The sequence below is a fragment of the Phytohabitans flavus genome, from assembly GCF_011764545.1.
Lineage (GTDB): Bacteria > Actinomycetota > Actinomycetes > Mycobacteriales > Micromonosporaceae > Phytohabitans > Phytohabitans flavus.
Genome location: NZ_AP022870.1, coordinates 4929284 through 4940940, shown reverse-complemented (window position 1 = coordinate 4940940; position 11657 = coordinate 4929284). Strand labels below are relative to the sequence as shown.

Genomic DNA, 11657 nt, shown 5'->3' with positions numbered 1-11657 from the left:
AGCGCAGCGATGACCGGGAATAAGAGACTGCTCCCCTCGAAGACCAAGAAGGACGGCGACAAACGGCCCAAGACACAGGTCCAAGCCGAGCCGTACACACAGGAGCAGCTGGAAAAGACCAAGCGGGAGGCTGACGAGGGCATGGTCTTTGGCGGCGACGATGCTCACATGGTGGACTTCATCTTCGGCGTCGACGACCGCCCGCCCACGAAGCCCGAGAGCTATGCGGCGGAGATGGTCGATGGCCAGTTCGCCGCCGCGCTGAAGGGTTTCAACGCACTGCTGCTCACGGAGCCGGTGGAAAGCCTGCCGATGGTCAGGGAATGGATGGAGGCGGCCTTCAACAATCCGGCCGTGGCGAAGTACGCCGGGACGGAGCCAGACCTCTTCGCCCGCATCATCTGGGCGTACGGCACTCTCCGGGCCAACGACGACGCGCACGAGGCACGAGACGCGCTGCTGGAAAAGTACCTGTCCAACCTGTCGCCCGAGCGCGCCACCCGCGTCCGCGTCGCCCTGATCGAGGAGTACTGGAACGAGCCCCATGTGTTCGGGCTGTCCCTGCGCAAGTGGATCGCGGAGGACCGCGCCGTGTTCGATTCCGCGGTGCGTCCTGGGCTCTCCGCCCGGATGCTGAACATGCTGTGGAACGCCGGCGACTCGGAGACGATGTGCGCGCTGATCGCCGCCGGTATCGACACCTCAACACCCTCGTACGTCGACATCGAGGACGCCCCGGACGTGGAAGGCTTCTACAACGGGTATGTCGAGCCGATCGAGCATCTGCTCGGCCTGTACCTGCACCTCGTCCACGTCATGCACCCGAGCGGCGAGGATGCGCTGACGGTTGACGATGTCGACGACGGAATTCAGGAGCAGCTGGTCTGGCTCGGTAAGAAGTCCCCCGGCACCGACGAGGACGAGGACGATGTCCTCCTCCACGATGGACGGCAGAAGGTCTCCAGGGCCGCCGAGGTGCTGAAGGCCCTCAGCGACCGTGGCAACGCCAAAGTCCTGATCAGCTACGAAGCGGTGCTGAACTCCTCGCTGTACAAGGCGTGCGAGGACACGGGCGGGACCATCTGGGGGTTCGAGCACGTGCGGATGCCGTTCGTGTACGCGGCGCACAACACCGCCAAGGGCAAGCACCCCGTGCGCATGTGGGAGATGTGGGCCGTCATCAACGCCACTCTCCAGGAGAAGACGTATCTGAAGCTACTGATGGACCCCGACACCATGATCGAGAAACTCATCGACACAGGCAAGGCGGCGATCGAAAAGATCCTGGCTGAGGAACCGCTCGAGTACGCCGGCGTGCGCGAGGAGGGCGACAAGGAAGACTTCGTGAAAGCGTTCGAGGAACAGTGCCGGGCGTACCTACTTGTCCTCGCCGGCCGTGCCCCGGCCGCGAAATGGGCCACCGCGACGATCCGGGGCATGTACGAGCCGAAATACCTGGGCACACTCGGCTGCATAGCCGGCCTCTGGTGGGCGCACCGGGAGAACGTACCCGTCTACTACTGCCTGGACGGCCTGGAGGACAAGGAAATCATCAACTTCAAGACCAACAAGACCGACTCGGTGAACGCGTTCCTCGCGAACCCGAAAAACAGCAAGCACTACGTCGAGGTGATCACACTCGGCGAGATCCGGGAGATCCTGCTCAACTGGACTGACCTCAAGAAGGTCGTCAAGTTTTGCCGGAAGGGTGAGTTCCTGCCCGAAGCCGATGTAGTCAAGCTGATCGAGGATATGAAGACGCAGGACGACGCCGCGGCGGAGCGACTGTCTCCGCTCCGGCAGCAGGTCATCGACGAGGCGAACAAGTCCATGGTCGGCGGCAGCGGCAACCTTCCGGACCTGAACGGGCCGTTGTTCGCGGACCTGACCGACGACATGTTCCACAGGGTCGTCGCGCAGCTCCTACTGCTGAACATGGCCACGCTCTCCAGGGACGGCGGGGTGCTGCGGGACTTTCTCCAGACCAAGGGCGCGGAGGTCCTCTACGAAGCCGGCATCCTGCCGGGCTGGTTCGGCCCGGCGTTCAGGATGATGGTCGATACGGAGGAGCCCACGTCGAGGAAGATGGCCGCTCACAAAATCATCAAGGCGCTGGGCACGACCAAGACCCCCTCGCCTCTCAAGGACGTGCTGTTGATCATCCTTAAGCGGTACACCGCCGTGGCCTAGGAGGCACCATCTTGTCCAGATCGAGGTCCGCCAGCCAGTCCACGCCGACGTCCCGGATGAAGAAGCCCCGTTCGACCGTCCGCCGCCAGTCGGTCGGCAGCACACCCACGAATACAGGCCCGCGGCCGCCTGCGAACAACGCTCCGCCGGCCGTCGCTGCCACCACAGTGGACGGTGATTCGAACGGCGACGTCGTTGTGGTCGAGGACGCAGCCTCCAGCACGCCGCCGGTCGAAAAGAACAGGCGGGAGGAGGACGCCGATCCCGTAGACGTCACCGGGCTGACCATCGCCGTCGCGCAGCCGTCGGTGCCCTTGTCCTTCAAGGCACACGTCGAGGCCATCGAGAAGGGCGACCTCGACGCGGCGGAAAACGCCTTCACGAAGCTCTACGACCAAATGGGCACCCTCCCCGACGACGAGTGGAGCGCGGCCGTGCGGGGGTGGATCGAAGGGCTCCTCACCACGCCGGGCGCGTTCGTCAACACCGACCGCCACGACATGTTCTTCGTCGAACTCGTCCGCAATGCCCGGACCCTGATCCTGAGCACGAGGTTCGGCGCGAAGGCCGGCTTCACCGACGCCTGGTTGACGGAGGCGCTGAGCCACATCGGCGGGCTCACCGCGACATCCCTCGCCCAGTTCCTGCTCGAGCGGGACTGGAACAATCCGGCGATCCTTGAAAAGCCGGTCCGCGACTGGATCTGCAAGCACATCGACATTTATTCGGTCAACCAGGCCGAGGACGGTCTCGCCTGCCGCCTCCTCAACCTTCTTTGGAACACCGGGGACTACCAGGCGATCTGTGACTTTATATCGATGGGGATCGACACAGCCCAGCCCGCCTACTACGGGATGGAGAACCCGCGGCTCGTCTTCGACGGCATGCACAGCGGGCGCGTGCAGCCGCTGGAGCACGTGCTCGGCAAGTACCTGCGCCTGGCGAGCCTGCGTTCGCTGGCCCCGAACCCGGACGACCCGGGCCTCGAGGTCGAGTTGACGTCGTACGGCGGGATGTCGGTCGGTGGCGGTGGGCTCACTCCGGATCAGAAACGCCAGCGGGGCGCGGAAAAGGTGGCCGGCGCGAAGCTGATCTTCGAGGCGCTCGGCCGGCGGCCGAAGGACAAGGTCACGATTCTTACGACCTACGGCGACGTGGAGGAGAGCGACCTCATCACGGCGTTCAAGGAGAAGGCCGGCACGATCTGGGGCTTCGAGCACGTACGGCTGCCGTACGTGCAGGCGGCGCACGCCACCCTCGACAAGGACCAGCCCTTGCGGATGTGGGAGCTGTGGGAGACCGTCCAGCTGGCGATCGGAAAAGGCTGGTACACACAGCTGCTGGCGAATCCCACCAAGACGATCCCGCTCCTTGTCGAAGCGGGGGTCAAGGCGACCGCGGAGATGTACCAGAAACGGCCGGTGGACTATCTCTATTGGACACTGCCGCAGTTCGAGGCGGCGTTCAGGGTGCAGTGCGAATCGTTCCTGAAGTCCCTCGCCGAGCAGCAGCCGCGGGCCAAGTACGACACCAAGGGGCTGCGGGGGACGGACTTCAACGCGTACATGGGGGCGCTCGGCTGTGTGGCCGGGCTCTGGTGGGCACAGAAGGTGGGGGCGCCGGTCTACTACTGCCTCGACGGCGTCAAAGACGACGACGTCGTCAACTACAAGACGCTCAAGACCGCCGCCATCAACACGTTCCTCGGCGGCAGAGGCAAGGAGTACGTCGACGGGATCACGATCTTCGAGATCCGCGAAATCCTCCGGACCTGGCCCGCCTTGAAGGACACGGTCAAGTTCACGAGGAAGGGCAAGTTCATCCCGGACACAGAGATCGAAGCCTTGAAGGCGAAGATGGACGCGGCCTACAAGCCGGCGTGGGAAGACCGCAAACCGCCCAAGGACCTGTCCAAGTTCCAGCAGATCGTCAACGATGTCGCCCCGGAGCTCCTGACCAGCCTCAAGCCCTACGACGTCATGAGGGTCGCGAACGAGATATCCATGCTGGAGCTGGCCGCGACCGCCGAGAGTGGCAAGGTGATGGTCGACTTCCTCGAGAGCAAAGGCTGCAAGGTCCTGTACAGCAACAACCTCCTCCCTCAGGGCCTCGGCACGCGCTTCCGGGAGATCGTCGAGGCGGGGAGCGCCGACAAGAAGAAGGAGCTGGCCGCTGCCCTCCTCGAGGCGATCGCGAACGAGACCGGCGCCGACGAGATGCGCATCCGGCCCACTCTCCGCGGTGCGCTGATACACGCGATCAAGCGCCAATCCGCGTAGTCGACCAGCAGGATCGGGAGGAACTCAGCGGGGAACGGTCGTCCGGTGCCGGAGCTCGTCCACGCCGTCCCCGGTGCACCCGGCCAGACCGGCCGCCGTCCGACCGGCAACGACGAGCAGCAACGCGCCGATCGGTCCCCGCACCTCCATCCCGTCGCCGCGGGCCCAGTCCACGTCGGTGGCGGTGAGCCGGAAGCCGCGCAACCGCCGCTTGGCCCCGAACGGAAAGCCCATCACCCAGACCCGCTCCGCGGCGGTGCGCGTGGGCTGAAGCGGCATCGGGTGCGAGCGCCCCAGGGGAATGGCGATGTCCTGGCCGTGGGTGAGGGTGTCCAGCAGGGCGTCCCGCGGGTTCATCCCGATCCCCAGCCGGCGCGACCCGGCGATCGCACGCAGATCCGCGACGATCCGCTCTGGCGGGGCGGCGGCTCGGCGTCGCGCGGTGGCGTCGGTCATCCGGTTGAAGTTGCCCAGGGCTCGGATCACGTCGCCCAATGGGTTCAGCGGGCCGATGTTGTTCTGCATGGTCAGATGGGCCGCCACCTCGCGCACCCGCCATCCCGTGCACAGGGAGGGGCGTTCCCATTCCTCGGGCGTCAGATCCTCCAGCAGGCCGATGACGGCGTACCGCTCCCGCTCGACCGCCCGCCACACCTCTTCGCGATCCATCCGGGTCCGATCCGCAAATTGGAAATAGTGAAGTCTCGCGCGACGACCATTTTTCAGTCGGGCGACCGCGCCCGCCAAGGTCCCGACCAACACACCGCACACACGAAGAAGACTCCATGTTAGGTTGACCTAACTGCCGATCGGAGGGGTCGATGAGCTTGCTCACCGCGCGCTTGGCTGACTTGGCCGGTGGTGCGCTGCTGGATACTGCCCGGGTCACCGAGGTCAGTCGCCTGTCGCCGGAGTTCGTGCGGGTGGAGCTCTCGGCCGACGCGTTCCGGAAGGCGGTGTGGGTGCCGGGGGCGAAGCTTCAGCTCCGGCCGCAGCGCGGGACGCTGCGTATGCGCACCTACACGCCGGTGGGGTGGGACATCGGACGGGGCGTGACGGAGTTGGTCGCCTTCACGCACGGCGACGGTCCGGCGGCGGAGTGGTTTCGGCGGGTGGAGGTCGGCGACGACTGTGCGATCTTCGGGCCGCGCCGTTCGATCGACCTGCGCGACGCTACAGGTCCCGTGGTCTTCGTCGGTGACGAGTCCAGCGTGGCCCTCGCCTGCGCGCTGCGCGCGGTGACTGAGGACGTGTCACACGTCTTCGAGGCGGACGATCCTGCCGGGCTGGCCGAGGTGCTGGCCGGTCTGGGGATCGCTGGCCAGGTGGCGGTGGTCTCGAAGGCCGCGGATCGTGCTGAGCTGTTGCGTCAGGCGCGCGACGCCGCGGGCTCTGGGCCGTGCAGCCTCGTCGTCACCGGCGACGCGGCGACCGTCCACGCGGTGCGGCGCGCCAGCCGGGGGTGGCCGCGGGTGCCCCGGCAGGTCAAGGGGAAGGCCTATTGGGCTGAGGGCCGCGTCGGCCTCGACTAACGCCTCGTAGCAGCAGCGGGCTGGTGAGGATGAACAATCCCGCGACCGTGAGGGCCGTGCGTGGGCTGGTGGCTTCGGCGAGGATTCCGCCGAGCGCGCTGAGGATGGCGATCGCGACGCTGCTGCTGATCGACCAGGCCGACAGGGTACGGGCGATGCGGTCTTTGGGGTGTGTTCCAGCCGGTAGGTGGCGAGCACAGGGTTGTACAGGCTCATGCTGATGATGATCGCGAGTTCGGCCGCGATCACCGTGGCGAGGCCGGCGACCCCGGGCTGGACGAAGGCGAGGCCGATCAGCCAGATCACGCGTAGCGTGCCGGCGGTACGCAGGACGCGGTGTTGGCCGTAGCGGGCGACGACACGGCGGGCCAGGCGTGCGCCGACGAGCCCGCCGACGCAGGGGCGGCAAAGGCGAGGCCGTACTGCCAGGGGCGAAGCCGAGCTCGCCGAGCAGCAGTACGGCCAGCAGCGGCTCGCTAGCCATGATCAGTCCGCTGACGAGCAGCTGGTTGAGGTAGAGCGCCCGCAGGCCGGGATGGGTCAGGAGGTGCCGCCAGCCGTCGAGCAGCTCGCCGGCCCGGACCCGGTGCTTGCCGGTGCGCTGAGGGCGTTCTTCCCGGCCGCGTATCGCCGTGATGCCCAGCGCGGAGAGCAGGTAGCTCAGCGCGTCGGCCACGATGGTGGCGACCGGCCCGAAGAGCCCGACCGCAGCCCCGCCCAGCGGCGGCCCGACCGCGATGGAGCTCCACGTCGTGGACTCGAAGCGCGCGTTGGCCACGAGCAGGTCGTCCGGCCGGACGAGGGCCTTGAGGTAGGCGCCGCTGGCGGCGTTGAACGCGATCTTGGTGGCGGCGACAACCGCCGAGACGACCAGCAACTGCACGAAACCGAGGCGGCCGGCGGCGTACGCGATGGGGATCGTCGTCAAGACCGCGAACCGGGCCAGGTCCATCGCGATCATCACCGGCCGCTTGCGGTGAAACTCCACCCACGGCCCGAGTGGCAAGGCGATCAGCGCGCCCACCGCCGGGCCCACCGCGGCCAGTGCGGACACCTGAGCGGGGCTGGCATCCAACACCAGCACGGCGATCAGCGGGAACGCGCCGAAGCCCAGCCCGGAGCCGTAGGCGCTCACCGCGTACGCCGCCCACAACCATCTGAACTGCCGGCCCACTGCGCTCTCCCGAGACAACTCGCTGTTGATCGCGGCGATCAAAGCAAGGGCAGAGAGAACGGATCAAACAACCGAAACGGCGGCGAGCCACAACCGATCGTTGTGTGCGTAAGGTCTGGTCCGTGGATCTCGACGCCGTGCGCACCTTCGTCGCCGCCGCGGATGCCGGCCAGTTCCAGGACGCCGCGGCCGCGCTGTCGATCACCCAGCAGGCCGTGTCCAAGCGCATCGCCGCGCTGGAGAAGGATCTGGAGGTACGGCTGTTCACCCGCACGGCACGTGGCTCCCAGCTCACGGTCGACGGCCAGGCATTCCTGCCCCACGCCCGTGAGCTGCTCCGCGTGGCGGCGCGCGCCGACGCCTCCGTGCGCCCGGGTCGCCGCGCGCTCCGCGTCGACGTCCACAGTCGACGGATCGCGCCGGCGGTGCTGCTCCAGGACTTCCACCGTGAGTATCCGCGGATCGAGCTGGATGTCGTGACCCTCGATGCCGACGTCCACGCCGCGACCGCCGCGGTCGAGGCGGGGACGGTCGACGCCACCTTCCACGCCGTCACCGTCCCCGCGCGCCAGCTGGCGGGCGCGATCAGGACCGCCCGCGTGATCGACGAGCACCACGAGATCCTCGTCGGGCCACGCCATGCGCTCGCCAACGCCCGCGCTGTCACGCCCGCGCAACTCGCCGCGCATCGCATCTGGATGCCCGGCGTGGCCGCCGGTACCGAGTGGGCCAGCTACTACGACGAGCTGGCCGCCGCTTTCGGTCTCACCATCGACGTGGTCGGGCCGGTCTTCGGAAACGAGGCACTGCTGGCCGAGATCGCCGACTCCGCGGAGCTGGCGACCTTGGCCGGCGAACGCACGCGATACCTGTGGCCGGACAGCTACGACCTCCGGCGCATACCGGTGCGCGACCCGGCACCGGTCTACCCGATGTCACTGATCTGGCGCGACGACAACCCGCATCCCGCACTCGGCAAGCTTCGCGACTACCTCAGCTCCAGGCGGGTGGACACCCCGACGAGAAGGTATGGCTGCCGAAGTGGGCACAGAGTTCAGCCCGCTGAGGTCGCGGTGAAGAGGCCGACGGGCGGCGGTTTGCGACTCTGGGCCTATGGGTCGTGGCGACAACGCGGATCTGGTGGTTGTGTGGAGGTTTCTCGACGAGGCCGCGCAGCGGGTTGCCGACCTCGGCGAGGGGCAGGACCATGACGCGATCCAGTCCGCGCGGATCCGGATCGACGACTCGATCCGGGCGGCCATCCGTGCCGCGGGTGGGTTCCCGCGGTGGGTCCGCCCCTGGCTCGACGCGCTGCTGCTCGCCGTGGTCGTGTGGGTCACGGCCACCCTCTGCGGCCTTGTCGGCCTGCCCTCCGGGTGGACGATCGCGGTGACCGTGCTGGTCGCGCTCGTGTCGTTGTTGCCGCTGTTCAGACTGGCCGACGCGCTGCGGGACCTGGTCAACCGGCGCGGGCTCGGTCCGCCCGTACCCCGCGCGGCGTCGCCGCCGACCAGCACGGTGCCAGGCGAGCAGCTCCTGCACGTTCTGGTGGCCGCGCGGTCGGCCCTGGCCGTGGTGATGCGCCGCCGCATCGCGGCGCACCCGTGGGGGTCCGCGGCCCGGACCGCCGCCGGCTTCGACTTGCTGTGCCAGCGCGACACCCGGCTGCACTTCGCGAGCCTCGCCGACCGGTGTGTCTGCCAGGCAATCGTCTCGGTCGAGCGCTGGCTCAGGACCGCGGAGCGCGACCGGTGACCACCATCGCCGCGCGGCTTTACGCGACCGCGGAGCTGGCGACCCGCGCCGCCGTGTACTGCCAGCACGCGGACTTGACGGGCACCGTGCACGACCACACCATCTGCCGCCTGGAGAGCGCCGCCGATTGGCTCAAAGGGGCTGCGAATCAGCTCCTACCGCCGGCGAATGCTTCGCGCCGGCAGCTGACCGAGGGCTACCTGATGTTCGGGGGATGATCGTCGCCTGCGTGGGGATCCTGCTGGCCGTGCCGCACCCGGCCGAACCGTGGGTGCTGGCGCTGACCTTCGGCGGCACGATGATTCTGGGCCGGCTGGCGCGCGACGCGGTCTCCTCCGCCCTGGACCGGCGCAAGGCCCGCGCCTACGCCGCCAGCCACCCCGCCGAAACCGGCGACATCGAGGACACGTTCGCCGAGCTGCGGTCCCGGATTGAGGCCATCGCCGCCGAGCTGGAACCAATGCGCTACGACTCCCACCTCCGCGCCAGGCAGGAGATCGAGCGGGCGCTGGCCTGGCTCGACTAAGCGGCCTTTGAGTGAGACCGGGTCGGCGTCGGTATCCCCGCGGCAACCGAGAAACTGGAAAGCTGAATCCGTGGCTGAGTCGCTCGCAAACATGGACTACGTCGAGCTCATGCGATCGGCAAGCGCCGACGGCGTCTTCCGCGGCTTCTAAGAAATTGAGCTACCGCGATGTCCGTCGTGGTCCGGACCGTCGCTCCCGCGGCCTCACCCTCCGCTGTTTCACAACCCGACCCCGCCTGCGGGCATCGGGGGGCCGGCCCCGGCGGGCTCTGGAGTTGGGCGCACCGATGCGCCCGCCATGGCCGACTGGGGGACGGGGCACCCCGCCGGTGGTCCGGCACTGTCCATTCACCCGGCCCGTGACCAGACTCGGCCGCTGCCGTGGTCGCCCGGGCGCGTCAGCGCCCACGATCCAGGCCCGATTTTCGCCGTCCGCGTCGCGGGCTTCCCGGGGAGTTCTGGATCTATAGGGCTTATGGGGTGGAGGTCTCGGCAGATCGCGCAACGTCTGTGCGTCTTTTCTCGCCACGGGCGACCTGACCACCAACTGATCAAGGTCTCGTCCGTCGTGGGTCTGCGGCTGGGCGCGGCCACGCGCCCAGCTCGACAGCTCGCGGAGATGAGGAACCCGGGGGTGCGCTTGGAGCGCGGACCCGGCAGCGGAGGCCGGGGATCTCGGTGAGCGCCAGCGAGCCGCCGGCCTGCGCGGTGCCCGCGGGGGCATAGCGAACCCGGTTTGTCCATGATCAGTCCATCGTGGACGGAGTCCGGGATCGGGCGGCGCGTCACTTGATGATGCTGGCTCGCTGGCTCTCGGTTCGGACACTGTGGAGCTTCGCCGCCGGTGCGACGCCCATAAATACCTAGGTCGCGGCGGGGCGCCGGCGCCCGTACCGCTGCCTGGGCTTTATGGGGTTGATCTTGGGTTTTGACCCTTTGTTCCGGACAACCAGTTGGACGGCGGAAACAATCTCGCAACCTATTGACAGCCCGCTGAGTGACGACGCAGCATATTGTCCACCGTTCAGTATGTTGAACGGCTCGGAACGAACGGTCTGTGAGGCGATATGAGCCGCTACTGGCGTAAGACATGTCTGGGGTTGGTCGCGGTGCTGGCCGTCGGGTCGGTCGCCGCCTGCCAGTCCGGTGACGACGGCGGAGGTACCGATACGGCCGCCTCGGGTCCACCGAACATCGCCATGAGCAACTCCTACGACGGCAACTTCTACCGGCAGACGATGGTCAAGGCGTGGGACCTCGCGGTCGCCGACGCCACCAAGCAGCAACTCGTCGGCAAGAACACCGTGGTCAACGCCGACAACACCGCGAACACGCAGATCTCCCAGATCCAGAGCATGCTGGTGCAGGACTGGAACGCGATCGTCATCAACGCGGCCTCCGCGACCGCGCTCAACGGCGTCATCCAGAAGGCGTGTGACCAGGGCATCAAGGTCGTCGTCTACGACTCGGTGACCACCTCGCCCTGCGCCTACCAGGTCGCGTTCGACTACGTCGCGCTCGGCAAGCAGGAAGCCGAGTGGGTGGCCAAGAAGCTGAACGGCAAGGGCAACATCCTCGAGATCCGGGGCATCGCGGGCACCTCGGTCGACGACGACATCCACAAGGGCATTCAGGAGGCGTTCGCCGCCTACCCGGACATCAAGATCGTCGGCGAAGTGCACGGAAACTGGACCAAGTCGGTCGCGCAGCAGGCCGTCGCCGGCATCCTGCCCAGCCTCCCGCAGGTCGACGCCGTCGTGACACAGGGCGGTGACGGCACCGGCGCCGCGCTCGCCTTCCAGGCCGCCAACCGCAAGCTGCCCGTGATCATTATGGGCAACCGCGGCGACGAGCTGCGGTTCTGGCAGGAGCAGTCGGCCAGCGGCTACGAGACGATCTCGTCCTCGTCGGCGCCCGGCATCTCGTCGATCGCGTTCTGGATCGCCTACCTGCTCACCCAAGGCACCGAGATGCCCAAGTCGATCCCCGGGCCGCTGATCAGCATCCTGACGCTCGACGACGCGAAGAAGTGGATCGAGGCCACGCCGCCCGAGGGGGTCGCGACCCCGGTCTACAACCTCGACTACGCGAAGAAGCTCGTCGAGGCGGCCAACAACAAGACGGCCGTGCCGGACTCACCGCTGCCGGGAGACCCGGGCTACATCGGGGTCTACAGCTAGCTCCCTAGCTCCCCAGCCGAG

Annotated in this window: 10 protein-coding genes; 8 read left to right on the top strand and 2 right to left on the bottom strand. The window is 67.6% G+C overall.

Annotated elements, in window-relative coordinates; translation table 11 throughout:
• Window positions 1-9: 9 nt before the first annotated feature.
• Complete coding sequence (locus Pflav_RS21605; RefSeq protein ID WP_173037765.1) at window positions 10-2190, top strand: hypothetical protein; 2181 nt, start codon at window positions 10-12, stop codon at window positions 2188-2190.
• Between the two features lie 11 nt (window positions 2191-2201).
• Window positions 2202-4469: a hypothetical protein gene (locus tag Pflav_RS21600; protein ID WP_173037764.1), complete on the top strand. Its 2268-nt coding sequence runs from the start codon at window positions 2202-2204 to the stop codon at window positions 4467-4469.
• Between the two features lie 24 nt (window positions 4470-4493).
• On the opposite strand, the gene Pflav_RS21595 is transcribed toward Pflav_RS21600, so the two are convergent.
• Window positions 4494-5138: a maleylpyruvate isomerase family mycothiol-dependent enzyme gene (locus tag Pflav_RS21595; protein WP_173037763.1), complete on the bottom strand. Its 645-nt coding sequence runs from the start codon at window positions 5136-5138 to the stop codon at window positions 4494-4496.
• Window positions 5139-5290: 152 nt separating this feature from the next.
• Between Pflav_RS21595 and Pflav_RS21590 the strand changes: the two genes are divergently transcribed.
• Window positions 5291-6001, top strand: a complete 711-nt coding sequence (locus Pflav_RS21590; RefSeq protein WP_173037762.1) for a siderophore-interacting protein — start codon at window positions 5291-5293, stop codon at window positions 5999-6001.
• Here the strand turns inward: Pflav_RS21590 and Pflav_RS21585 are convergent.
• Complete coding sequence (locus Pflav_RS21585) at window positions 5955-7175, bottom strand: MFS transporter (protein WP_232071717.1); 1221 nt, start codon at window positions 7173-7175, stop codon at window positions 5955-5957. The two genes, Pflav_RS21590 and Pflav_RS21585, sit on opposite strands and share 47 nt — an antisense overlap.
• Window positions 7176-7297: 122 nt before the next feature.
• Here Pflav_RS21585 and Pflav_RS21580 point away from each other — a divergent pair, with 122 nt between their 5' ends.
• The 5 genes from Pflav_RS21580 (at window position 7298) to Pflav_RS21560 (ending at window position 11636) form a co-directional block, all read left to right on the top strand.
• The gene (locus Pflav_RS21580) at window positions 7298-8386 is read left to right on the top strand and encodes a LysR family transcriptional regulator (RefSeq protein WP_197938687.1); all 1089 of its coding nucleotides are present in this window, start codon (window positions 7298-7300) and stop codon (window positions 8384-8386) included.
• Entirely contained in the window at window positions 8322-8930 is a 609-nt protein-coding gene (locus Pflav_RS21575) for a phage holin family protein (protein ID WP_197938686.1), read from the top strand. The genes Pflav_RS21580 and Pflav_RS21575 overlap by 65 nt, the downstream gene beginning before the upstream one ends.
• Entirely contained in the window at window positions 8927-9148 is a 222-nt protein-coding gene (locus tag Pflav_RS21570) for a hypothetical protein (RefSeq protein ID WP_173037760.1), read from the top strand. The genes Pflav_RS21575 and Pflav_RS21570 overlap by 4 nt, the downstream gene beginning before the upstream one ends.
• Window positions 9145-9456, top strand: a complete 312-nt coding sequence (locus Pflav_RS21565) for a hypothetical protein (RefSeq protein ID WP_173037759.1) — start codon at window positions 9145-9147, stop codon at window positions 9454-9456. Before Pflav_RS21570 ends, Pflav_RS21565 begins: the two co-directional genes overlap by 4 nt.
• Before the next feature lie 1067 nt (window positions 9457-10523).
• Complete coding sequence (locus tag Pflav_RS21560) at window positions 10524-11636, top strand: substrate-binding domain-containing protein (protein ID WP_173037758.1); 1113 nt, start codon at window positions 10524-10526, stop codon at window positions 11634-11636.
• The last annotated feature ends 21 nt before the right edge of the window (window positions 11637-11657 follow it).

Excerpts from the sequence above, each read along its gene's own strand:
- Pflav_RS21565 (WP_173037759.1), top strand. The coding sequence starts at position 9,145 with ATGATCGTCGCCTGCGTGGGGATCCTGCTGGCCGTGCCGCACCCGGCC.
- Pflav_RS21605 (WP_173037765.1), top strand. The coding sequence starts at position 10 with ATGACCGGGAATAAGAGACTGCTCCCCTCGAAGACCAAGAAGGACGGC.
- Pflav_RS21590 (WP_173037762.1), top strand. The coding sequence starts at position 5,291 with ATGAGCTTGCTCACCGCGCGCTTGGCTGACTTGGCCGGTGGTGCGCTG.
- Pflav_RS21595 (WP_173037763.1), bottom strand. The coding sequence starts at position 5,138 with ATGGATCGCGAAGAGGTGTGGCGGGCGGTCGAGCGGGAGCGGTACGCC.
- Pflav_RS21560 (WP_173037758.1), top strand. The coding sequence starts at position 10,524 with ATGAGCCGCTACTGGCGTAAGACATGTCTGGGGTTGGTCGCGGTGCTG.